General features: G+C 31.0%; 21 protein-coding genes. 17 read left to right on the top strand and 4 right to left on the bottom strand.

Going from position 1 to position 23,696, the window contains the following annotated elements; all coding sequences use genetic code 11:
* Positions 1 to 117: 117 nt before the first annotated feature.
* The 12 genes from OC526_RS04245 to OC526_RS04190 all read left to right on the top strand — a co-directional run bounded on the left by OC526_RS04245 (position 118) and on the right by OC526_RS04190 (position 13,015).
* Positions 118 to 1,863 carry a proline--tRNA ligase gene (locus OC526_RS04245; protein WP_262122344.1) on the top strand — a complete coding sequence of 582 codons (1,746 nt, stop codon included), beginning with the start codon at positions 118 to 120 and terminating at the stop codon, positions 1,861 to 1,863.
* Positions 1,864 to 1,881: 18 nt separating this feature from the next.
* Positions 1,882 to 2,748: a class II fructose-1,6-bisphosphate aldolase gene (gene fba / locus OC526_RS04240; protein WP_262122343.1), complete on the top strand. Its 867-nt coding sequence runs from the start codon at positions 1,882 to 1,884 to the stop codon at positions 2,746 to 2,748.
* A 66-nt stretch (positions 2,749 to 2,814) separates the two neighbouring features.
* Positions 2,815 to 4,119 carry a transcription termination factor Rho gene (rho, locus tag OC526_RS04235; protein ID WP_262122342.1) on the top strand — a complete coding sequence of 435 codons (1,305 nt, stop codon included), beginning with the start codon at positions 2,815 to 2,817 and terminating at the stop codon, positions 4,117 to 4,119.
* A gap of 68 nt (positions 4,120 to 4,187) precedes the next feature.
* Positions 4,188 to 4,391: a 50S ribosomal protein L31 gene (rpmE, locus tag OC526_RS04230; protein ID WP_203126681.1), complete on the top strand. Its 204-nt coding sequence runs from the start codon at positions 4,188 to 4,190 to the stop codon at positions 4,389 to 4,391.
* A 36-nt stretch (positions 4,392 to 4,427) separates the two neighbouring features.
* The gene (gene prmC, locus OC526_RS04225) at positions 4,428 to 5,222 is read left to right on the top strand and encodes a peptide chain release factor N(5)-glutamine methyltransferase (RefSeq protein WP_262122341.1); all 795 of its coding nucleotides are present in this window, start codon (positions 4,428 to 4,430) and stop codon (positions 5,220 to 5,222) included.
* Positions 5,223 to 5,224: 2 nt separating this feature from the next.
* Entirely contained in the window at positions 5,225 to 6,295 is a 1,071-nt protein-coding gene (gene prfA, locus OC526_RS04220) for a peptide chain release factor 1 (protein WP_262122340.1), read from the top strand.
* Between the two features lies 1 nt (position 6,296).
* Positions 6,297 to 7,292 carry a cation diffusion facilitator family transporter gene (locus tag OC526_RS04215; RefSeq protein ID WP_262122339.1) on the top strand — a complete coding sequence of 332 codons (996 nt, stop codon included), beginning with the start codon at positions 6,297 to 6,299 and terminating at the stop codon, positions 7,290 to 7,292.
* Positions 7,273 to 8,310, top strand: coding sequence for an L-threonylcarbamoyladenylate synthase (locus tag OC526_RS04210; protein ID WP_262122338.1), 1,038 nt, complete (start codon positions 7,273 to 7,275; stop codon positions 8,308 to 8,310). The genes OC526_RS04215 and OC526_RS04210 overlap by 20 nt, the downstream gene beginning before the upstream one ends.
* An 8-nt stretch (positions 8,311 to 8,318) precedes the next feature.
* The gene (gene upp, locus OC526_RS04205) at positions 8,319 to 8,951 is read left to right on the top strand and encodes a uracil phosphoribosyltransferase (protein WP_262122337.1); all 633 of its coding nucleotides are present in this window, start codon (positions 8,319 to 8,321) and stop codon (positions 8,949 to 8,951) included.
* A gap of 10 nt (positions 8,952 to 8,961) precedes the next feature.
* Positions 8,962 to 10,236 carry a UDP-N-acetylglucosamine 1-carboxyvinyltransferase gene (gene murA, locus OC526_RS04200; RefSeq protein ID WP_262122336.1) on the top strand — a complete coding sequence of 425 codons (1,275 nt, stop codon included), beginning with the start codon at positions 8,962 to 8,964 and terminating at the stop codon, positions 10,234 to 10,236.
* A gap of 3 nt (positions 10,237 to 10,239) precedes the next feature.
* A complete protein-coding gene (locus tag OC526_RS04195; protein ID WP_262122335.1) occupies positions 10,240 to 12,396 on the top strand; it encodes an ATP-dependent RecD-like DNA helicase in 2,157 nt (718 codons plus the stop codon).
* Positions 12,389 to 13,015 carry a ComF family protein gene (locus OC526_RS04190; RefSeq protein ID WP_262122334.1) on the top strand — a complete coding sequence of 209 codons (627 nt, stop codon included), beginning with the start codon at positions 12,389 to 12,391 and terminating at the stop codon, positions 13,013 to 13,015. The genes OC526_RS04195 and OC526_RS04190 overlap by 8 nt, the downstream gene beginning before the upstream one ends.
* Here the strand turns inward: OC526_RS04190 and OC526_RS04185 are convergent.
* The 4 genes from OC526_RS04185 to OC526_RS04170 all read right to left on the bottom strand — a co-directional run bounded on the left by OC526_RS04185 (position 13,012) and on the right by OC526_RS04170 (position 16,650).
* On the bottom strand, positions 13,012 to 13,545 hold the full coding sequence (locus OC526_RS04185) for a hypothetical protein (protein ID WP_262122333.1): 534 nt from the start codon (positions 13,543 to 13,545) through the stop codon (positions 13,012 to 13,014). The two genes, OC526_RS04190 and OC526_RS04185, sit on opposite strands and share 4 nt — an antisense overlap.
* Positions 13,546 to 13,645: 100 nt before the next feature.
* A complete protein-coding gene (gene scfB / locus OC526_RS04180; protein ID WP_262122332.1) occupies positions 13,646 to 15,031 on the bottom strand; it encodes a thioether cross-link-forming SCIFF peptide maturase in 1,386 nt (461 codons plus the stop codon).
* A 79-nt stretch (positions 15,032 to 15,110) separates the two neighbouring features.
* A complete protein-coding gene (gene scfA, locus OC526_RS04175; RefSeq protein ID WP_203126650.1) occupies positions 15,111 to 15,260 on the bottom strand; it encodes a six-cysteine ranthipeptide SCIFF in 150 nt (49 codons plus the stop codon).
* Positions 15,261 to 15,321: 61 nt separating this feature from the next.
* Positions 15,322 to 16,650 (bottom strand): aminotransferase class I/II-fold pyridoxal phosphate-dependent enzyme, encoded by a 1,329-nt coding sequence (locus OC526_RS04170; RefSeq protein ID WP_262122331.1) that lies wholly within the window; start codon positions 16,648 to 16,650, stop codon positions 15,322 to 15,324.
* A 77-nt stretch (positions 16,651 to 16,727) separates the two neighbouring features.
* Here OC526_RS04170 and OC526_RS04165 point away from each other — a divergent pair, with 77 nt between their 5' ends.
* The 5 genes from OC526_RS04165 to nrdG all read left to right on the top strand — a co-directional run bounded on the left by OC526_RS04165 (position 16,728) and on the right by nrdG (position 23,674).
* Positions 16,728 to 17,246, top strand: coding sequence for an adenine phosphoribosyltransferase (locus OC526_RS04165; RefSeq protein ID WP_262122330.1), 519 nt, complete (start codon positions 16,728 to 16,730; stop codon positions 17,244 to 17,246).
* Between the two features lie 159 nt (positions 17,247 to 17,405).
* Positions 17,406 to 18,323 (top strand): DnaJ domain-containing protein, encoded by a 918-nt coding sequence (locus tag OC526_RS04160; protein ID WP_262122329.1) that lies wholly within the window; start codon positions 17,406 to 17,408, stop codon positions 18,321 to 18,323.
* 3 nt (positions 18,324 to 18,326) lie between these two features.
* Positions 18,327 to 20,912: an ATP-dependent chaperone ClpB gene (gene clpB, locus OC526_RS04155; protein ID WP_262122328.1), complete on the top strand. Its 2,586-nt coding sequence runs from the start codon at positions 18,327 to 18,329 to the stop codon at positions 20,910 to 20,912.
* A gap of 147 nt (positions 20,913 to 21,059) precedes the next feature.
* Complete coding sequence (gene nrdD / locus OC526_RS04150; protein ID WP_262122327.1) at positions 21,060 to 23,180, top strand: anaerobic ribonucleoside-triphosphate reductase; 2,121 nt, start codon at positions 21,060 to 21,062, stop codon at positions 23,178 to 23,180.
* Complete coding sequence (gene nrdG, locus OC526_RS04145) at positions 23,177 to 23,674, top strand: anaerobic ribonucleoside-triphosphate reductase activating protein (RefSeq protein ID WP_262122326.1); 498 nt, start codon at positions 23,177 to 23,179, stop codon at positions 23,672 to 23,674. The genes nrdD and nrdG overlap by 4 nt, the downstream gene beginning before the upstream one ends.
* Positions 23,675 to 23,696: the final 22 nt, after the last annotated feature.

The following is a 23,696-nucleotide window of genomic DNA, read 5'->3' as shown; positions in this document are numbered from 1 at the left end:
TTATTTCAAATAAGAATAAACTAATTAATTATTATAACAATTATGTTGCTAAGGCCCCCGAATTTATTAAATAATTAAAATAAAGTTAGCAACGAATTTTTATAATAGGAGATATAGATGAAATTAACAAATTATTATATGCCAACCTTAAGGGATGATCCAGCAGATGCTGAAGTTGCAAGCCATAAATTGCTTGTAAGAGGTGGATTTGTAAGAAAACAAGAAGCAGGAATTTATTCTTACCTACCACTTGGAATGAAAGTTAAAAATAAAATATTTAAAATTGTTTGTGATGCTATGGAAGATTATGATTCTATCCACGTTGAAACATCAATGGTGCAACCAAAAGAATTATGGGAGGCATCAGGTAGATGGGATACATTTGGTCCAGAAATGTTAAAAATGACCGATAGGCTTGGTCGTGAATATTGCTTTGGTCCAACTGCAGAAGAATATTTTGCTGATTTAGTAAAAAATGAATTAGTATCATACAAACAATTACCATTAAATCTTTATCAAATCGTAGAGAAATTTAGGGATGAAAGAAGACCAAGAAATGGAATCATTAGAGCAAGAAGTTTCCTTATGAAAGATGCCTACTCATTTGATGAAGACTATGATCAATTACAAATTTCTTATCAAAAAATGTGGGATGCTTATGTTCAAGCATTCGATAATATGCGTATAGACTATAAAATTGTACAAGGTGATACTGGAGCCATGGGGGGTAGAGTTTCACATGAGTTTATAGCTTTAGCAGAAAATGGTGAAGGTATCATATTCTATACTGAAGAATCAGACTATGCAGCAACAATTGAAAAAGCAGCGTATATTAAAGAATATGAAACAGAAGAATTAAAAGAATTAGAACTAGTAGAAACTACTGATAAGACTACTATTAAAGATGTTAGCGAATTTTTAAATGTTCCAGAAGAAAAGCTAGTAAAAACAGTTGACTTAAAAGTCCAAGGCGAGCCAGTTTTCGTATTTGTTCCAGGTGATAGAGAATTGAATATGGCAAAATTAATTGCTTATCTAAAAGTACCAGAACATGAAATAGAAATGATGGATGATGAAATGATCCTAAAATATACGGGAGCTGAACCAGGCTATACTGGACCAAAAGGATTATTACACAATCCAAGAATTATCATAGATAAATCCATTACTCAAATGACAAATACTGTAATTGGTGCAAATAAAGAGAACCACCACTATATGAATGCAACATTTGGACGTGATTTTGATGGTGAAGTTGCAGAAGATCTTCTTACAGCTAAAGAAGGAGATATGGCAGTTGATGGATCTGGCAAACTAAAAGCAGCACAAGGTATCGAAGTTGGAAATATTTTCCAATTAGGAACAAAGTACTCTGAGTCAGTAGGCGCATACTATCTAGACCGTGACGGAAAACAACAGCCAATAGTGATGGGTTCATATGGGATTGGAGTTAGCCGATCTATTGCTGCAATTATTGAACAAAACCATGATGAAAATGGTATTATTTGGCCAATAACTGTAGCTCCATTTGAAGTGATAATTACAACAATAAATGTTAAAGATAAAGAACAAATGTCATTATCTGAAGAAATCTATAATGTACTTCTAGAAAAAAACATCGATGTACTTTTTGATGATAGAGATGAAAGAGCAGGAGTTAAGTTTAACGATAGAGACTTAATTGGTATTCCATACAGAATAACAGTTGGTAAAGGTGCAGCTGATAAAAAAGTTGAATATTCTACACGTCGTGAGGGTATAAATGAAACTGTAGATGTCAATGAAGCTATTGACAAAGTTATCGAAAATGTCAAAGCTGATTTAGTTATGACTAGACATAAACCAGGAACTTACGAAGCTTAATAAAAGGAGACTAGAATAATGTTAGTAAATGCAAAAGAAATGTTAGACAAAGCTTATGAAAATGGATATGCAATTGCTCACTTTAATACAAACAACTTAGAATGGACAAAAGCAATACTAGAAGCCTGCGAAGAAAAGAAAACAGCTGTAATTATTGCATCATCTGAAGGTGCTGTAAAATATATGGGTGGATTTAATACTGTAGCTGCCCTAGTTAAAACAATGCATGATGACCTAGGAATAACAGTTCCAGTTGCACTACACCTTGACCATGGTAGCTATGAAGGTGCAAAAAAAGCTATTGACGCTGGATACACATCAGTTATGTTTGATGGTTCAAGCCTACCTTTAGAAGAAAACCTAGAAAAAACTCGTGAAATAGTTGATTTAGCACACGCTAAAGGAATTTCTGTTGAAGGAGAAGTTGGTGGCATCGGTGGCGAAGAAGACGGTGTTACAAGTGAAGGAGAGCTTGCGGATGTAGAAGAATGTAAGCAACTAGCAGATACTGGTATCGACTTTATTGCAGCAGGAATTGGTAATATACACGGAGTTTATCCAGATGACTGGAAAGGTCTAAATTTTGATAGACTTAAAGAAGTATCTGATGCTGTTAATATGCCAATAGTACTACATGGTGGTACAGGAATTCCAGAAGAGCAAATCAAAAAAGCTGTTGAACTTGGCGTTTCAAAAATAAATGTAAATACTGAATGTCAACTTGCATTTGCTAAAGCAACTCGTGAATATGTCGAAGCTGGTAAAGACAAAGAAGGTAAAGGATTTGATCCAAGAAAACTTTTAGCACCAGGAACACAAGCTATAAAAGATGTTGTATTTGAAAAAATAGATATGTTTGGTTCTGAGGGATCGGCAAATAATTAAATATAGATTTTATAGGACCATTTTGGTTTAACCAATTGGTCCTATAATTTTTTACATAGGAATATTATGGACAATTTAGAAGAGAAATTAGTAACTGAATTAAGGGAAATAGCTAAGGAATTGGAAATTCCATCAGTTACTAAATACAAAAAAGATGAATTAATAAAATTAATTGAACAAGCTTATAAGGAACGCGAGGAAGAAGAAAAAGAAAAACAAGATAACGATTTAGGTGAGAAATTTGATTGTGAAGGGGTTCTTGAAATTCTTCCAGATGGTTTTGGTTTTTTAAGGTCTGACCTTCACGAACAAGGTGATGATGATATATATGTACCTCCTAAACAAATTAAGATGTTTAGGCTAAAAACAGGTGACTATATAAAAGGAATTGCTAGAGAAAAACACGATAAGGATAAATTTGCACCACTAATATTTGTATCTGATGTAAATGGTATAAAACCGGGCGAGGCTTTCAACAGATTATCATTTGAAGATTTAACTCCAATTTACCCAAACCAAAGGATAAGACTTGAAACTACAAAAGAAAATATTTCAGGGCGTATCATAGATATGATTGCTCCGGTTGGACGTGGTCAAAGAGGTCTTATTGTTTCACAACCCAAAGCTGGAAAAACAACACTCATAAAAAATATTGAACGTTCAATAGAAAAAAATTATGATGATATCAAAATATTTGTCTTACTTATAGATGAAAGGCCAGAAGAAGTTACTGATTTCATAAGATTTGTAAATGAGTATAGAGATCCTGATAATGACTATATGCGTACAGAAGTTGCATCTTCTACTTTTGATATGCCTCCACAAAATCATATTGAAATGGCCGAAATGATTTTAGAGCGTGCAAAAAGATTTGTAGAGGATAAAAAAGATGTAGTAATACTTCTAGACTCTATAACAAGACTAGCTAGAGCTTACAATATTATCACACCTCAATCAGGTAGGACTCTAACAGGTGGTCTTGATCCAATGGCTCTTGTAGGACCAAAACAATTTTTTGGGGCAGCTCGTAATGTAGAAGATGGTGGCTCACTTACCATACTTGCTACAGCTTTAGTAGATACTGGAAGTCGTATGGATGATATGATTTTTGAAGAATTTAAAGGTACTGGTAATATGGAAGTGCACCTTGATAGGAGACTATCAGATAGGAGAATATTCCCAGCTATAAATATTGAAAAATCATCAACTAGACGAGAAGATTTATTACTCAGTAAAGATGAATTGGAAGCAATATATAAGATTAGAAAATCAGAAATGGATACTACAGAATCAATAGTTGAGCTAATAGATTTTATGAAAAGAACACCAACAAATGAGAATTTAATAGAACTTATAAATAATTCATTATAAGTTGATTTGGTCTAAATTTCGTGGTATAATTTTATATGCTTATTGAATCAAGAAATAGAGGTGTTAAAATGAATAAAGAAATCCAACCAGAATACCATGAAGCAAAAGTAACATGTATTTCTTGTGGAAATGAATTTACAGTAGGATCTACTGAAGAAGAAATCAAAGTAGAAGTATGCAACAACTGTCATCCATTCTACTCAGGAAAACAAAGAAATGCTGAACGTGGTGGTAACGTTGAGAAATTTAACAAAAGATACGGTAGAAAATAATAAGGTTAGGCAACTAACCTTATTTTTGTGTAAATAATGAAAATAAAAGATATACTAGACAAGAAAAACGATGAACTGATAATTGCTTTAACTTACATTATAGATAGGTCAAAATCATTCATTTATTTAAATCCAGATTTTGAATTAAATGATGATATATCATTAAAAATCAATGATATTGAAAAAAAAATTAATGATGGCATGCCACTTCAGTATGCAATTGGCCATTGGCAGTTTTATGGACTGGACTTAAATGTTGATCAAAGAGCTCTTATACCAAGATTTGAAACCGAAATATTGGTAGACTATATTTTAAAATCTGATATGAAAAAAAATAATATTTTGGACATTGGAACGGGAAGTGGAGCAATTAGTCTTTCATTAGCTAAAAATTTAAAAAATTCTAAAATAATAGGGGTAGATATAGAAGAAAAAGCACTATCTCTAGCAAATGAAAATAAAGAGAAATTAAATTTAAAAAATGTAAGTTTTTTAAAGAGTAATTTATTTTCAAATGTAGAGGGTCAATTTGATATAATAGTATCAAATCCACCATATATAAGCGAAGAAGATTATAAAAAATTAGATAAAAAATTATTTTTTGAGCCAAAATCAGCACTTGTAGGTGGTAAAGATGGTTTAGACTTCTATAAAGAGATAATAAAAAAATCGCCAATTTATTTAAATAAGGGTGGACATCTTGTTTTTGAAATTGGATATGACCAAAAGGATGTGATAAATGACCTATTGATCAAATCTGATTTTAAAAATATTGAAAATATAAAAGATTTTAACGGTTTTGATAGAATAATCATTGCCGAGAAAGGATAAATATGTTTGAAAATTTAGATCACATAAGAGAAAACTATAAGGATTTGGAATTAAAACTTGCAGATCCAGAAGTATTATCCGATATAGATAAATTTACAAAAATATCAAGAGAATACAACTCACTAAAACCTATTGTTGAAAAATATGAAGAAATTCTTAACGCTCAAGCAACTATTGAAGAAAATCAAGAACTTATGAATGAAACAAATGATAGCGAAATGCTTGATATGCTAAAAGAAGAAATTAGTGAAAATAAGAAAAATCTTGAAACTTATAATGAAGAAATGCGAATTTTATTGATTCCTAAGGACCCTAATGACACAAAAGACGTAATTGTTGAAATACGTCCAGGTGCTGGAGGAGATGAAGCAGGTCTTTTCGCTGGTGATCTTTACAGAATGTACAACATGTACGCTGATAAAGCAGGATTTAAAACTGAAGAAATTGATGTAGCTAGCCAAGGTGTTGGTGGTATAAAAGAGGCAACTTTTGTTGTAAAGGGTGAAGGTGCATATTCAAAATTAAAATACGAATCAGGTGTGCACAGAGTACAACGTGTTCCAGAAACAGAATCTGGTGGTAGAATCCACACATCAACTGCTACAGTTGCTGTATTACCAGAAGTTGATGATGTAGATATTCAAATTGATCCTAATGATGTAAGAGTAGATGTTTATAGATCAAGTGGTAATGGTGGTCAGTCAGTAAATACAACCGACTCTGCTGTTAGACTTACTCATGAACCAACAGGTCTTGTTGTAACTTGCCAAGATGAGAAAAGTCAAATAAAAAATAAAGAGAAAGCAATGAGAGTACTTCGTGCCCGTCTTTATGAATTAGAAGAAGCCAAAAGAAATAAAGAAATAGCTGATAATAGAAAATCTCAAGTAGGTACTGGAGATAGAAGTGAAAGGATCAGAACTTATAACTTCCCACAAGGTAGAATTACAGATCATAGAATTAATAAGACAGTATATCAATTAGATGATTTCTTAAATGGAAATATTGACGATATGATTAATTCACTAATTGCAGAAGATCAAACAAGAAAGCTAGAACAAATAGGAGAATAATTTGTTTAACTTCTTTGCCAGTAAATTTATTGACGACTACAAAAATTATAAAAAACCATTTATAAGACTAAAATTAATATCTCTGTCATCTATCATAGGGATTTTAATTAATATAGTTTTAGTTATCTTTAAGTTAATTGTTGGGTTTTCCGCAAATTCAGCAGCAATTATAAACGATGGATTTAATAACCTATCTGATAGCTTGGTATCCTTAATGGCTCTCATTGGATCTAAATTAAGTCAAAAACCAGCAGATAAAGAACATCCATTTGGACATGGTCGTGGAGAAAGTTTAATTTCTCTTTTAGTAGGTATTTTAATTATGTATGTAGGAGCTAAACTATTTATAAATGCCCTACATCATTATGCTTCTGATGATAAAACTATATTTTCATCACTTGCTATGTTTGTGTTAGTATTGAGTATACTAGCTAAAATATATATATACTTTTTAAATAAGAAATTATACAACAAACTAGATTCCGATTTAAATTTTGGAGTAATGGCTGATGCAAGAAATGATATACTTGCAACAACAGGAATAATCTTAGGAGCTATTATAGAAAAATATTTTAATATAAAAGTTGATGCTATAATGGGTTTAATACTTGCAGGTTTTGTTTTCACACCTGGATTGGATCTATTTAAACAATCTGCAGGATACTTATTAGGTGAAAGAGTAGATCCTGAGATTGAAAATAGAGTTGGAGAAATTATTCTAGATAATGATTTTATAATTGGATACCATAGTTTAAGAATCCATGAATATGGAAAAGGTCATTTAGATGGTTCTGTTGACGTAGAAATAGCAGAAAACCTTTCATTATTTGTAGCTCATAAAATTGTTACAGATATACAAAGGAAAATAAAAGATGAAATAGGTTTAAACCTAAGCATTCATATGGATCCAACTTATTCTTTAATTATGACTGATAAAGTAAGAGATGAGATAAAAAAAATAGAAATACAGGCAAAAAATGATTACGAAGATTTTTAGTTTAGATAAAGATGATATAGATGAAGAAATAATTAGCCAAGCTGCAAATATAATAAATGAGGGAGAGCTAGTAGCTTTCCCAACAGAGACAGTTTATGGACTTGGTGCAGATGGTTTAAACTCTAATGCTTGTGAAAAAATATTTAAAGCAAAGGGTAGACCATCTGACAATCCATTAATATTACATATTTCAAATAAAAATTTACTATATAATTTAGTAGATGATATTAATGAAGATGCAAAAAAATTGATTGAATCTTGCTGGCCTGGCCCTCTGACTTTAATTATGAAAAAATCAGATATAGTTCCGGATATAGTTACTGCAGGTTTAGATACTGTGGCAATTAGGATGCCAAGCGATAAGATTGCATCAAAATTCATCGAAAAATCAAATACACCGATTGCTGCTCCTAGCGCTAATAGCTCAGGAAAACCGTCTCCAACTAGGGCAAAAGATGTTTATCAAGACTTAAATGGTAAAATCCCTATGATTTTAGATGGTGGTTCTTGTAAGTTTGGTATAGAATCAACAGTAGTAGATTGCAGTGAAGAAAATCCTGTAATCTTAAGGCCAGGTTATTATACATATGAAGATTTAAAAAAAATCATTCCTACGATAAGTTTAGATGATTCGTTAGTATCAGATGACAAAATACCAAAATCACCAGGACAAAAATACAAACACTACTCACCAAATGCTTTAATGAAAGTTTATATAGGTGAGAATGCTGCTGATGTTATCTTAGATGAGGCAGATAAACTAAAAAATCAAGGCCTCAAAGTAGGGATCCTTAGTTTTAATGATTCAATAACAAAGTTTGGTGATTATAAATCAATGTCTTTTGGTAACCGAGACAATTTATCATATATGAGCCATGTATTATACACAGCTTTAAGAGAAATGGATAATAATGGTGTTGATATTATTTTGGCAGAGGGTGTTAGTGATAATAACTTGGGTAAGAGTATAATGAATAGAATGAAAAAATCCGCATCTAACAATATATTTTATATTTAGGAGGAATTATGCAAGAAAATGTTAAAGTTTTAGACCATCCAGTAATTAAACATAAAATCTCAATTCTTAGGGACACAAACACAGGATCTACAGAATTTAGATCAATTATTAAAGAACTTTCTATTATATTAGCCTATGAAGCAACAAAGGATTTAGAATTAGAAGAATTTGAATTGGAAACTCCAGTTGCTACAACAACAGGATATAGAATTTCTGGGAAGAAACTTGGCATCGTTCCTATTCTTAGAGCTGGCTTAGGAATGGTTGATGGTGTACTTGAAGTATTGCCAGCAGCTAAAATTGGGCATATAGGCATGTATCGTGATGAAGAAACTTTACAACCTGTAGAGTACTACTCAAAATTACCAAATGATGTAGAGAATAGAGACATTATGGTGGTTGACCCAATGCTTGCAACAGGTGGATCAGCTTGTGATGCTATTGGTAGACTAAAAGAAAAGGGATGTAAAGATATTAAATTATTGAGCATAATTGCTGCTCCAGAGGGTGTCAAGAAATTACATGAAGAGCACCCTGATGTAGAAATATTTATCGCACAGTTAGATGAGGGACTTAACGAAAATAGTTATATTGTACCAGGCCTAGGAGATGCTGGAGATAGACTTTTTGGTACAAAATAAAGGATTTAAAATGAGTAAAAAAGAAGTTTTAGTAATAAATGGTGGCGGACCTTTAGAAGGTGAAGTAACAATTTCAGGTGCAAAAAATTCTGCTTTACCAATACTTGCAGCCTGTGTATTAGGAACTGAAGAAATTATTCTAGATGGTGTTCCAGGACTTAAAGACGTTGAAATAATGATTGAGGTATTAAAACACCTAGGATCAAAAGTGGAATATATAGGCGATGGAACAGTAAGAATTGATTCCTCAGAATTAAACACTTGCGAAACACCTTTTGAGCTAATGGATAAAATGCGTGCTTCATTTGTTGTAATGGGACCACTACTTTCAAGATTTAAGGAAGCACATACAAAAGCACCAGGTGGTTGTAATATAGGTGCTCGTCCAATAGACCTACACTTAAAAGGTTTTGAGGCCTTAGGTGCTGAAAATATTGTAAATGATGATGCAATTTCAATTAAAACTGATGGTAAGCTAATCGGAAACGAAATTTACTTAGATTTCCCTTCAGTAGGTGCTACTCAAAACATTATGATGGCAGCAACTCTGGCAGAAGGTGAAACAATTATTGAAAACGCAGCAAAGGAACCAGAAATAGTTGATTTAGCATCTTTCTTGTCAAAAATGGGAGCTAAAATTAAGGGAGCTGGTACATCTACAATTACAATTGAAGGTGTAGAAAAACTTACAGGAACTCGTCATACTATTATTCCAGATAGAATTGAAGCAGCTAGCTATATGATAGCTGCAGCTATGACAAAGGGAAATGTTACAATCAATAATGTAATCGGTTCTCACATCAGACCCGTAATCGCAAAATTAATCGAAATGGGTGCAGATGTAGAAGAAATAGATGATGAGGATATTATAAAAGTAAAAGTCGACAAAAGACTAAAAGCTACTAACATACAAACACTTCCTTATCCAGGATTTCCGACAGATGTCCAAGCACAATTTATGGCATTAATGACTATCTGTGATGGAGAGAGTAAAATCCAAGAAACAGTTTTTGAAAATAGATTTATGCACGTAGAACAGCTTAACAAAATGGGTGCAGCTATTGCTACAAGTGGTAATAGGGCAACAATTGCTGGCGTTGACAAACTACACGGAGCCGAGGTGCGAGCAACAGATCTTAGAGCTGGGGCAGCACTGGTAATAGCAGCTCTAACTGCAGAAGGTGAAACGAAAGTATCTGATATTTATCATATAGACAGAGGATACAGCGATTTAGTAGAAAAATTCACTAATCTAGGTGCTGACATTAAGAGAGTAGAAATTTAAAAAATGAAAATAGAAGGCATAGTTACTAACATAATTTATAGAAATGAAGATAATGGCTACAATATAATTGTAGTTCAGACATCTGATTCTGATATAACTTGTGTAGGCACTATGCCTTTTTTTGATGAAGGAGACAGTGTAGAAGTTACTGGTGAATTTGTCTATCATGACAAATATGGCGAACAAATAAACGTTTCTTCCATAAAACTTTTAAAACCGACTGGAAAAGATGCAATAGTTACTTACTTGGCAAATGCAAATATTAAAGGGATTGGTAAAAAAACAGCAAATCAAATTTATAATAAATTTGGTGAGGGCGCTATTGATATTGTGTATAATGAACCAGAAAAATTAAGTGTTATTGCTGGTATAGGTAAGAAAAAAATAGAAGATATTAAACTTACAACTGAAGAAACAAAAGATTCAAGAAACACCATGCTTTATCTACAGAGCCTAAATATATCTTATAATTTAGCTATGAAAATTTATAAACTATATGGTGGGGATACCATTGACATTATAAAGACAAATCCTTACAAGCTAGTAGATGATATTAGTGGAGTAGGATTTACTATGGCTGATAATATGGCTAGAAATATGCAAATTGTTTCCAATTCAAGTTTTAGAATCTCAGCAGGGATTAGCCATATTTTAAACTATGAATCAGAATTTAATGGACACACATCATTAAAACTGAATTATCTTGTCCAAAAAGTTTCCCAACTTCTAAAGGTAAAATCAGATGATGTTAATGATCAAATAAAAAAAGACTCCCTATCAGGAAAACTATATATTGTTTTGATAAATGATGATGAATATGTTTACAAAAGTACCTTGTATAAGGCAGAAAAATATATTGCTATGGCATTGAAACAAAAAAAAGATAGCGAATATTTTTTTGACGTAGGCATGGATGAGGACCTAAGTGCTTTTTCACAAGAACAACAGATTGCAATTAACGAAGCATTTAAAAATATGTTGTTGGTAATCACTGGTGGACCAGGAACTGGAAAAACTACAATTATAAATGCTATTAAAAAAATCCTAAATAAAAATGACTTATCCTATGCAATGTTAGCACCAACTGGTAGAGCAGCCAAGAGAATTCAAGAATCTACGGGTGATGAGGCTTATACTATCCACAGACTTTTAGGAATAAAACCTGACGAAAATATAGCAGAGTATAACGAAGAGAATCCAATTGATAAAGATTACATAATTGTTGATGAGATGAGTATGGTTGACATTTACCTAATGAAATCACTTTTAAGTGCCATAGCACCAACTACTGCTTTAATTTTGGTAGGAGATAGCAATCAGCTGCCATCTGTTGGTCCAGGAAATGTACTAAGTGATATAATAGATACAGACATAAAGACAATTCGCCTTAAAAAAATATTTAGACAAGGTTTAGAATCAAATATTATTGTGAATGCACATAAAATTAACAATGGAGAATATCCAATTGTAAATGAATCGGGAAAAGACTTTTTCTTTATAGAAGCAGATAGAAATAATTTTAATAGTATCTTGTCAAATTTGGTAAATGAAAGATTACCAAAATTTTATGGATTGGACAAAATAAAAGATATTCAAATATTGTGCCCTAGTAAAAAAACACAGTGGGGTGCTACTAGCATTAATGAAAATATCCAGTCTATATTAAATCCATCAACAATAGAACTAAAAATCAATGATAGATTATTTAAGAAAAATGATAAAGTGATGCAGATTAGAAATAATTATGACTTAGTTTCAGAAAATTCTATTACAGCTGCTGAGGGCGTTTATAACGGTGATATTGGTTTTATAAATCAAATCGATACAGAAGAAGAAAGCTTAGAAATTGAGTTCTATGATGGATCAATTGTAAATTACAAAAAAGAAGATATAAAAGATTTAGACCTATCATATGCTATTACTATCCATAAGTCCCAAGGATCTGAGTTTGAATGTGTTATCATTCCAATGATGCAGGTTGCGCCTATGTTATTAACCCGAAATCTCCTGTATACAGGAGTTACACGTGCCAAAAAATTAGTAGTTTTAGTTGGTGAAAAGCGAATTATAAAAAATATGGTAGACAATAACACTTCAAATAAACGTTACACAAACCTAAGTTATTGGATAAATGAAATGGAGAATGTAGAAAGTGATTGATCTTCTATTTTTAGATAAAAATCTATGTTATTCCTGCAAGGAAAATGAAATTATAGCTCATTTCTTATGTAAAGACTGTCTAAAAAAATTAGATTATGTTGCAAATAATTTTTTAATCGATGAATACAATGCTCATGCTGTTTATTTTTATAATGAATCTATGAAAAATTTAATTGCAGATTATAAATTCAACCGCAATACTTCCTTATCAAAAGTTTTTGCTAGTATAATTTTTGATTATGCTAGGATAAATAATCTTTTTGATTGCAATTATATATTGCCTTCTCCAAGTTCAATAGCAACATTAAATAATAGGGGATTTGATCATATAAAGATGATTACTGATCATTTTATAAATAAAGTTCCTTGTGAATACCTTTATGACTTTAAAAAAATAAAAAATACCCAAGCACAACATAATCTAGGAAAAGAAGATAGAGCATATAATCTGATTGATGCATTTTCTTTTAACCAGGATTTAACAGGTAAAAGTGTACTTCTAATTGATGATTTAATTACTACGGGCAATACTGCAATGGAAATAATTAAAGTTCTAGAAAAAAGCAATATAAAAGAGGTGACAGTCTTATCTATCACCTCTGAACGCAGGATCAATTAAATTGTAGCTGGTGTTCTAAAGAAAAAGTACCAAATTGCCCAAAGAATTATTAATAATAGTACCCAGAACCACCAATTCGCATAGAATGGTTTTTCTTCTTCAACCTTTCTATTTGTTCTTTTTGGATTTCTATTTCTTTCAGTATGTGTGGTAGTTTTTCTTTCTGCTTCTTCACGAGTAGTTGTACCTTCGGTATTTACTCTTGTATAGTCTGTTGTATCAACATTTTCATTATTTACATCGTTAAATTGATTATGTTCATTGAATTTATTATTTTTATTAAATTCATCAAAATCATGCTTAATATTGGTTTTGGCATTATCAAAATCATCTTTTACTTCAGTTTCTACTTTGTGAAAGTCATTTTCTAAATGTGTTTTTGTTGTATCGAAATCTTCTTTTACATTTTCAGCTGTTTTATCAAATGATTCTTTTAGATTTTCACCAGCTTTATCAAATTCATTTTTAATATTATCTTTATTTAAATTATCATTGCCACTAGATTCAAAAGTTCTTTTATCGTCAGTCATAATTTTATCCTCCATTATTTCTTATATTATAAAAATACCCAATAATATATCATTTATTCACATATATTATTAGGTATTTATACTTATATATATAAAAAATTTATGCTAGAACTTCCTCTGAATGAGATTTTTTCATGTATTCGTATATTTTAATAGCTATTGCCATTTCTATTCTTTTTCTAAATAGATTACAAGAATATTCATGAGTTTTATTTATATCCCCATTAGCGTTGTAGTTATTTGCAGCGCATCCTCCTGAACAATACATGTTTGCCCAGCAAGTTTTACATTCTTCTTTAGAATAACAGTTACATGTTTTAAATTGGTCTACTAAATCATTTCTAATTATACCATCATCAAGATTTCCTATTACAAAATCATCATTACCTACAAATTGATGGCATGGATAAAGAGTTCCGGTAGGGGTTACCGCCATATATTCTGTTCCTGATCCACATCCTGATAATCTTTTGTGGGCACAAGGTCCATTTTCTAAATCAATCATATAATGGTAGAAAATAAATTCATCATTATTATCAATAGCTTCCATCATCATGTCGGCAAGTTTTTCGTATTGGTCGTATAAAACTGGTAGGTCTTCATCTTTTAATGCATAGTCAGAATCAGTATTTCCTACTACTGGTTCAAGAGATGTTCTTTTAAATCCTAAATCTAGATATGTTTTTATATCTTCTGTAAAATCTAGATTGCTCGCAGTGTAGGTACCGCGCATGTAATATTCTTTATTACCGCGTTTTTTAACAAAGTATTGGAATTTTGGTACTACTGTATCAAAAGATCCTTTACCACCAATAGTTTTTCTAAACTCATCATGGATTTCTTTTCTACCGTCTAGAGAAAGTACAACATTTTTCATATTTTCATTTAAATAATCTATTTTGTCATCATCTAAAAGCATCCCATTTGTGGTTAAAGTAAAGCTAAAATGCTTATTATGTTTTTCTTCAAGATTTCTTGCATATGCAACAGTTTCAGTTACTACATCCCAGTTCATTAATGGTTCACCACCAAAGAAATCAACATCTAGGTTGTAATGGTTACCTGAATTTTCTATTAAAAAGTCAATTGCATTCTTAGCAGTTTCTACTGTCATTATTGCATCTGGACCGTGGTATTTACCACCTTTTGCAAAGCAGTATTCACAAGATAGGTTACAAGTATGAGCTACATTTAAGCAAATAGCTTTTACATTTGTAGGTCTTTTTGTAACATCTATTGCTAAATCAGAAAAGTTATCATTAGTAAATAGCATTCCTTCTTGCTCTAGCTCTTTTACTTCATTGTAGGCTTCATCAAATTGGTCATCTGAAAGATTATATGTAGATAAGATATTTTTTATTTCTTTCTTAGAATGACCCTCAAATAAAGAAATTATTTCATAAGTTACATCATCAACAGCGTGGACTGCTCCACTATATGTATCTAAAACTATATTAAAGCCCTTGGCCTTATATTGGTGTATCATATATTCTCCTTAAAATGTGATATTAATATTATACTAAATTGATAGGAAATAATAAAGAAAAAAAATAAGGGCAAAACCCTTATTTTTCTTTTTTGCTAACGCATTCTTGGTTAGCTACTCCACAGCTAGTTTTACAAGCTGATTGGCAAGATGTTTGGCATTCACCGCATCCACCATTCTTTTTAGATTTATGGAGATTTCTTGTATTAAGTGTTACAATTCTTTGCATATGTATTCTCCTTTTATGTACTTTATATACAAATTTATAATAACAGTTTTGCAAAAAAATGTCAATTGATTATTGATATATCTTTATCAATATTTAATTCTATACCTTTTTTTTGTATACTTTGAATATTTTTTAGCACTTGTTTATCAATTACTTCTCCTGGTACTATTAAAGGAATTCCTGGAGGATAAGCATATACAAAATCAGCTGAAATTTTATCAATAGCTTGGTCAATATTTATTTTTATTTTATTTTTTGAAAAAATTTCCGCTATATTATATTTTTTTTGAGGTATATCGTATCTAAATATTTGCTTATTAGTTCCAAAACTAATATTTTCATCAATCTTAATTAATGCGTTTTTTAATCTATCAAAGGCATATTTTTTATCAAATATTGTTGATATAAGCAGAGCATAAGATGGGTAGGCCATCTCTATTTCGATTTTTTCTATTTTTAATAATTCTTGTAATTCGGCCCCATTTATATTTGAAGAATTTGTTGAAATTAAGATTTTAGACCTGTCTTTATTTGCTTTATCAATTATTTGTAGATGATTGAGTTTTAAATTATAAATTTCTTCTAAATTATTATTTAACTCTTTATATAAATCATAAAACTTATCAAATTTTTCAACCATTTCATCAATTGATTGCATAAGGATATACGATGGTGATGAACTTTGAAATATTGCCATATTTCTTTTTATTTCATTTATATATGTTTCGTTATTAATTAAAACACAAGCTGAGGGAGTTAGCCCTGATAAATTTTTATGAAAAGATGTAATAGCAATATCAAAATTATCAGACCAAGACTCGTTTAAAATTAAATGAGAACCATGAGCAAGGTCTACCACTAAGGGAGTATTTGCCTTTTTGCACTCATTATATAATTTATCCAAATCTAGGATGTAACCTTCATATGATGGGGAAGTGATAACAACCGCAGCAAATTTGCCTTCATTAATTTTTTTAGAAAAATCGTGGTAATCAATCCCTATAACTGCATTTTCTTCACTTACCTCCACATCTATGTATGATGGATTAAGATTATTGATTTCAATGGAATTATAGACTGCTTTGTGAGATGTACGCTCAATTAAAATATTTTTATTTTTATAAGTCAATGCTCTGATGGTTGATAAAATTCCACATGTTGATCCATTTGTTGATATAATTGCTTTATTAACACTATAAATATCTGCAATCTTATTTTCTAATTCTAATAAAATATCTCTTGGATCATTTAGGTTATCAAATCCTTCTATTTCTGTAAGATCTCTTTGATATGGTAAATCACTTCTTAATATATCCGTTCTTTTTGCCCCTGGCATATGAAATGGATAGTATTCATTTTTTAAATATTCATCTAATTTTTCATTTAACATAATTACTCCTAATGATACTTTACAATAGTATTTATAATTAACTAGAAAATTAGGGTATAATCTATTTGGAGGATAGAATGGATTTAAAATCAACAATTAGAGTTATTGAAGGATACCCAATTGAAGGAGTGTCTTTTAAGGACATTACAACACTGTTAAAGGATAAGGAAGCTTTTAATTATTCTTTGGATTTATTAGAAGAAGCCCTAGAAGGATTAGAGTTCGATTATATCGTAGGAATTGAATCTCGTGGATTTATTTTTGGTGCACCTCTAGCTGATAGGCTAGACAAAGGATTTGTACCCGTAAGAAAACCAGGAAAATTACCAGGTGAAATCGAAAAAATCTCATATGACCTAGAATATGGAAACAATGAATTAGAAATGCATAAGGATGCTATTGGAAAAGGTGATAGAGTTATTATAGTCGATGACCTTATAGCTACAGGGGGATCTGCAAAAGCTGCAGCAAAACTTGTAGAAACTTTGGGAGCAGAAGTAACCGCATTTGAATTTTTAATAGAACTTGAAGATTTAAATGGTAGAGATGTCTTAAAAGATTATAAAGTTATTTCTCTAGTAAAATATGATCATTAAAAATGAGCCTTACTTGAAGGCTCTTTATTTATATATTTAAAATTAGTCTTAATAATCTAAAAAATTCTATAAAAATGCTTGAATTTATATACGTAGACAGTATAGTTTAATTAAGGTCAGAGATGGTCAAATAATTATAGTTTAAATGATGGAGGGAATATGAAATATAGAGATTATTATGAAGTATTAGGGGTTGATAAAAAAGCAAGTGATGCGGATATAAAAAAAGCATATAGGAAGCTTGCCAAAGAGTATCACCCAGACCTTCATCCAGATGATAAAGATGCAGCAGATAAATTTAGCGAAATAAATGAAGCTTATGAAGTATTATCAGACCCTAAAAAGCGTAAAAAATATGATAAGTTTGGCAATAATGCAAACTTCTCAGGAGGTCAAAACTTTGATCCTAGCGATTTTGGTTTTGACTTTGGAAACTTCGGTGGTGGGTCTTACTCATATACCACAGGTTCAGATAGTGGATTTTCAGACTTTTTTGATGGGCTTTTTGGTGGATTTGGAAGAAGTAATTATCAAAGAGCAGGATCTAGTAAGTTTTCAAACACAAAAACCGCCCAAAAGAAAAGTACGATCGAAACCAAGATTGAGCTAAGCATAGATCAAGCCCAAAAGGGTTTAAATAAATCTATTGCAATAAAACACAATAACGAAATTAAAAATATAGAAATTAACGTACCAGCAGGTATTAAAAATAATAATAAAATTAAAGTTGATGGTGCAAAATATGGCATAAACGCCTATGTAGTTGCTAAAATAATCATCAAAGATGAAGAAGATAGAAGGCTTGATGGAATAGATATAATACAAAGAGAAAAAATATATCCATGGCAAGCTTACTTTGGAATTAAAAGAAAAGTAAATACTCCAGATGGTAGCTTGATGGTTACCATACCTGAAAAAGTAAATTCAGGGCAAAAGATAAGGCTTAAAGGTTATGGTTATAAAGATAGAAAAAACAATAAGGGAGATTTAATCCTAGAAATTATCATTGATAACCCTACAGAATTTAATGATCAAATGATAGACTTATATGAAAAACTAAACGAAATAGAGGAATAGATTATGGACTACAATAAATTTACACAAAAATCTTTGGAAGCTATAAATAATGCCAATTCTTACGCCATTAAAAATAGCAATCCAGAAGTAAATGAAATACATTTAAACTACGCATTAATAGAAAATTCTGATTCCATAGTTGCTCAAATTATCAAAACTATGGACGTAGATTTTGAAGCTTACAGAAATGAAATCAGAGATATGATGGATAGATTGCCAAAAGCAAGTGGTGGATCAGATATCTATCCAACTCAAACTCTTTCAAGAATCTTACTAAAAAGTGAAGATGAAGCAGAAAATATGGGTGATAGTTTTGTATCAATGGAACATATTTTCCTTTCACTTTTAAATGAAAAAACTAAGGCAAGTGATATAAATAAAAGGTATGGCCTAAGCTATAGAGAATTTAAAAATTCTATAGATAAGGTCAGGAAAGGTCAAAAAGTGACAACAGAAAATCCAGAAGAAACAAACAACCCATTAGAAAAATTTGGTAGAGACCTTACTAAAGAGGCAAGAGAAGGAAAAATAGATCCAGTTATTGGCCGCGATAGCGAAATAAGAAATGCCCTTAGAATCCTATCTCGTCGTAAGAAAAATAACCCAGTATTAATTGGTAATCCTGGTGTTGGTAAAACTGCTATTGTAGAAGGACTTGCCCAAAGAATTGTAAATAACGATGTGCCAGAGCCATTACAAGGCAGAACAATTTTCTCCCTTGATATGGGTGCCCTAGTAGCAGGAGCAAAATACCGTGGTCAATTTGAAGAAAGGCTTAAAGCAGTTTTAGAAGAAGTGCAAAATTCTGATGGTCAAATAATAATGTTTATTGATGAAATCCATACCCTAGTAGGTGCCGGTAAGACAGAAGGTGCTATGGATGCATCAAATATTATGAAACCAATGCTTGCTCGTGGAGAAATAAAAGTAATTGGTGCTACAACCTTAAACGAATATAGGGAATATATCGAAAAAGATGGAGCGCTTGAAAGACGTTTCCAAAAGGTAATGGTCAATGAACCAACAGTAGAAGATACTATAAGCATTTTAAGAGGTATCAAGGACAAATATGAAATCTTCCACGGTATACGCATCCAAGATAGCGCAGTAATTGCAGCTGCGGAGTTATCTGATAGGTATATTACAGATAGATTTTTACCAGATAAGGCTATAGATCTTATGGATGAAGCATGTGCCACAGTTCGTACAGAAATAGACACTATGCCAACTTACCTTGACGAACAAAAAAGAAAATTATTACAATTACAAATTGAAATAACAGCTCTTAAAAAAGAAGAAGATGAATCATCTAAAGAAAAACTAACCTTACTTGAAAAAGAGTTAGCTGATTTATCTGAAAAATACGATGAAGACTTCTTAAAATGGAAAGAACAAAAATCATCCATTGATGATGTGAAAAATATCAAGGAAGAAATAGATAGAGTAAATAATGAAATTGAACAAGCAGAAAGAAACTATGATTTTGAAAAACTTTCTGAGTTACGTTATGGTACTCTACCAGCTTTAGAAGAAAAGCTTAAAAAAGCAAGTGAGCTTTCTCAAAAAGATAATGAAGATGCTATAAAAGAGCAAGTAACAGATGAAGATGTAGCTGATGTCGTAAGTAACTGGTCAGGTATCCCTGTAAATAAGCTAGTAGAAAGTGAAAGAAGTAAAATTTTATCACTTCCAGAAAAACTTCACGAGAGAGTAATAGGCCAAAATCAAGCTATTACTGCAGTCTCAGATGCTATTATCAGAGCAAGATCTGGTCTTAAAGATGCTTCAAAACCAATAGGTTCCTTTATTTTCCTAGGACCAACCGGAGTTGGTAAAACAGAACTTGCCAAAGCATTATCCGAAGCTATGTTTGATGATGAAAATCATATGATAAGAATTGATATGTCAGAATATATGGAAAAATATTCTGTATCAAGATTAATTGGTGCTGCACCAGGTTATGTAGGCTATGAAGAAGGTGGTCAATTAACAGAAGCAGTGCGCCGTATGCCATATTCCGTAATCTTATTTGATGAAATTGAAAAAGCTCATCCAGATGTATTTAATATTTTATTACAAGTATTAGATGATGGTAGACTTACAGATAGCATGGGTAGGACAGTAGACTTTAAAAACACCATTATAATCATGACATCAAATATAGGAAGCCAATATTTAATCGATGGACTAAAAGATGATGGAACAATAGATGAGGAAAATAAAAATCTAGTGGAAGAATCATTAAGAACATCATTTAAACCAGAATTTTTAAACAGGATTGATGATATAGTTATGTTTAGCCCACTAACAAGTGATCAAGTTTATAACATCATTGACCTACAAGTAAATGAAATTAGAAAAAGACTTAAAGATTTAAATATAGACTTAGAAATCTCACCAGCTGCTAAAGAATATATCCTAGATCATTCTTATGATGTTGAATATGGTGCAAGACCTGTAAAAAGATTTTTACAAACAAATGTAGAAACTAAGCTCGGCCGATTAATCATCGAAGGTAAAATTGGTGCTAAAGATACTGCCTTTTTAGATTTGGATGAAAATAAAGAATTATCATTTATCAAAAAATAAATATACTTTTAATTTAAAGAGATGTTCGGCTTTATTGCAACATCTCTTTTTTTATTCCTAGTTTTATAGTTGTATATACTATATATAGTATATACTTTTATTTGATAACTAGATATGGTATACTATCGAAAGTATAGGAGGGATAATATGTTACAAGTTGTAAAAAGAAATGGTGAAAAAGCTGATTTTAAAGAAGAAAAAATATCTGCTGCTATCCTTAAAGCTATGAATTCTCCAAGCGGAGTATATATAAAAGATCAACCAGAAGAAATAGCATATATAATAAAAGAAAAATATAAAAATGAAGATGAGATTTCTATTTATGATATAGAAGAATCAGTTTATTACGAACTTATAAAAAATAAAAATCCTGCTACTGCAAGAGCCTACGAATCTTATAAATCTATCCAGGCCTACAAAAGAGAACAGAATACATCTGACAATGATATCTTAGGTCTGCTTAATCAAACAAATGTTGATGTTATGGATGAAAATTCTAATAAAAATCCAATTATAGCTTCTACTCAAAGAGATTTAATAGCAGGAGAAGTTGCAAAAGATATAGCTAAGAGAAAATTAATCCCAGCTCACTTAGTGGAAGCACATGATTCAGGGGCCATACATATCCATGATTTAGATTATTTAATCCAACCAATATTTAACTGTTGCCTAGTAGACATGAAAAATATGTTAGATCAAGGAACAGTTGTAAATGGAAAATTAATAGAAAGTCCAAAGTCATTTCAAGTGGCATGTAATGTCATGACACAAATAATTGCACAAATTGCATCTAACCAATACGGTGGTCAATCCATAAACATATCATGCCTAAGTCCATATTTAAAAAAATCTTATGAAAAAAATTTAAATTTAGCTAAAAAAAATTTAAATGATGAAAATTTAGCACTAACAATGGCTGATGCAATGACTCAAAAAGATTTGGAATCGGGAATTCAAACTATTCAGTATCAAATAAATACACTTATGACTAGTAATGGTCAGGCACCATTTGTAACCTTGTTTATGCATACAGATGAAAAAGACCCATACCTATCTGAAACAGTTAAGATAATAGAAGAAATCTTAAAGCAAAGAATTCAAGGCATAAAAAATGAGTCCGGAGTTTATGTTACACCAGCCTTTCCAAAATTAATTTATGTTTTGGATGATAATAACATAAATGATGATAATAAGTATTATGAACTTACAAGATTAGCAGCCAAATGTACTGCAAAGAGAATGTACCCTGATTATATTTCTGCTAAAAAAATGAAGGAAAACTATGAAGGTAATGTTTTTTCTCCTATGGGATGCAGGGCATTTCTTCCTCCATATAAGGATGATAATGGCAATTATAAATTTGATGGAAGATTTAATATGGGAGTGTGTACTATAAATCTCCCTCAAATAGGGATACTAGCACAAAATGATGAAGAAAAATTCTTTGAAATTTTAGAAAAAAGATTAGATCTTGTTAAAGAAGTTGGTCTACTAAGGTATGAACATTTATCAAAAGTAACTAGCGATAGTTCTCCAATACATTTTCAACACGGGGCCATTGCAAGGCTTCCAAAACATACACCTATAAAATACTTACTAGAAAATGGATATGCAACAGTAACTATAGGTTATATAGGAATTTATGAAGCTAGTATGCTTGTAAAGAGAGATTCTCATACAAGTGCTGGTGGAAAAGAATTTGCAGTAAAAATAATGAATCTTTTAAACAAAAAGAAAGAAATATGGAGCAAAAAATATAATATAGCATTCGCAGTATATGGTACTCCAGCGGAAAGTCTAACCCATAGGTTTGCAAGTATTGATAAGGATAGATTTGGTAATATCAAAAATGTAACTGATAAGGGATATTATACAAATTCCTTCCATGTAGATGTTAGAGAAGAGATTTCTGTTTTTGATAAATTTGATTTTGAAGCAGAGTTTCAGGCTTTATCTACGGGAGGTTGCATCTCTTATGCAGAAATACCAAATATGGACCACAATGTAGATGCATTGCTTACCATGGTCAAATATATCTATAACCACATCCAATATGCAGAATTCAATACTAAATCAGATTATTGCAGTAATTGTGGTTTTGATGGAGAAATTTTATTAGACGAAGATAATAATTGGTATTGTCCAAACTGTGGAAATAAAGATAAATCTAGCCTAACAGTTGTTCGTCGTACATGTGGATATTTGGGAGAAAATTTCTGGAATGAGGGTAGGACTAAAGAAATAAAAGCTAGGGTGCTTCACATATGAATTATGGACAAATTAGGAAATACGATATTGCAAACGGACCAGGAATTCGCACAAGTATATTTGTTACAGGATGCAAGCTTAATTGCAAAAACTGTTTTAATAAAGAATACCAAGATCCAAATTTTGGACAAACCTGGACTCAAAAAAATACTAATCAAGTGATAAATTATTTAAAAAGTGATGAAATTTCTGGATTAAGCATTCTTGGCGGGGAACCGTTTGAAAGTGCAAATGATTTAATAAACATATTAAATGATATAAAAAATAAGATTAATAAAAATATATGGATTTACTCAGGATATACATTTGAATATTTAATGAAAAATCCTGTATATAAGCAATTACTAGAGAAAGTTGATGTATTGGTTGATGGACCATTTATAGAATCTAAAAAAGATTTAAAATTAAAATTTCGTGGATCAAGCAATCAAAGAATTATTGATGTTAAATCTAGTTTAATAAATAATAAGGCAATCCTTCTAAATGGGTATTAATACTCTATAAAAAGACTTAGGA

This window comes from Anaerococcus sp. Marseille-Q5996, from assembly GCF_946893725.1.
Taxonomy (GTDB): Bacteria; Bacillota; Clostridia; order Tissierellales; family Peptoniphilaceae; genus Anaerococcus; species Anaerococcus martiniensis.
Note: the sequence above shows the minus strand (reverse complement) of the source record. Positions and strands in the feature narration are given on the sequence as shown.

Coding starts and splice junctions, on each gene's coding strand:
- OC526_RS04245 (WP_262122344.1), top strand. CDS start 118: ATGAAATTAACAAATTATTATATGCCAACCTTAAGGGATGATCCAGCA.
- fba (WP_262122343.1), top strand. CDS start 1,882: ATGTTAGTAAATGCAAAAGAAATGTTAGACAAAGCTTATGAAAATGGA.
- rho (WP_262122342.1), top strand. CDS start 2,815: ATGGACAATTTAGAAGAGAAATTAGTAACTGAATTAAGGGAAATAGCT.
- rpmE (WP_203126681.1), top strand. CDS start 4,188: ATGAATAAAGAAATCCAACCAGAATACCATGAAGCAAAAGTAACATGT.
- prmC (WP_262122341.1), top strand. CDS start 4,428: ATGAAAATAAAAGATATACTAGACAAGAAAAACGATGAACTGATAATT.
- prfA (WP_262122340.1), top strand. CDS start 5,225: ATGTTTGAAAATTTAGATCACATAAGAGAAAACTATAAGGATTTGGAA.
- OC526_RS04210 (WP_262122338.1), top strand. CDS start 7,273: ATGATTACGAAGATTTTTAGTTTAGATAAAGATGATATAGATGAAGAA.
- upp (WP_262122337.1), top strand. CDS start 8,319: ATGCAAGAAAATGTTAAAGTTTTAGACCATCCAGTAATTAAACATAAA.
- murA (WP_262122336.1), top strand. CDS start 8,962: ATGAGTAAAAAAGAAGTTTTAGTAATAAATGGTGGCGGACCTTTAGAA.
- OC526_RS04195 (WP_262122335.1), top strand. CDS start 10,240: ATGAAAATAGAAGGCATAGTTACTAACATAATTTATAGAAATGAAGAT.
- OC526_RS04185 (WP_262122333.1), bottom strand. CDS start 13,545: ATGACTGACGATAAAAGAACTTTTGAATCTAGTGGCAATGATAATTTA.
- scfB (WP_262122332.1), bottom strand. CDS start 15,031: ATGATACACCAATATAAGGCCAAGGGCTTTAATATAGTTTTAGATACA.
- scfA (WP_203126650.1), bottom strand. CDS start 15,260: ATGCAAAGAATTGTAACACTTAATACAAGAAATCTCCATAAATCTAAA.
- OC526_RS04170 (WP_262122331.1), bottom strand. CDS start 16,650: ATGTTAAATGAAAAATTAGATGAATATTTAAAAAATGAATACTATCCA.
- OC526_RS04165 (WP_262122330.1), top strand. CDS start 16,728: ATGGATTTAAAATCAACAATTAGAGTTATTGAAGGATACCCAATTGAA.
- OC526_RS04160 (WP_262122329.1), top strand. CDS start 17,406: ATGAAATATAGAGATTATTATGAAGTATTAGGGGTTGATAAAAAAGCA.
- clpB (WP_262122328.1), top strand. CDS start 18,327: ATGGACTACAATAAATTTACACAAAAATCTTTGGAAGCTATAAATAAT.
- nrdD (WP_262122327.1), top strand. CDS start 21,060: ATGTTACAAGTTGTAAAAAGAAATGGTGAAAAAGCTGATTTTAAAGAA.
- nrdG (WP_262122326.1), top strand. CDS start 23,177: ATGAATTATGGACAAATTAGGAAATACGATATTGCAAACGGACCAGGA.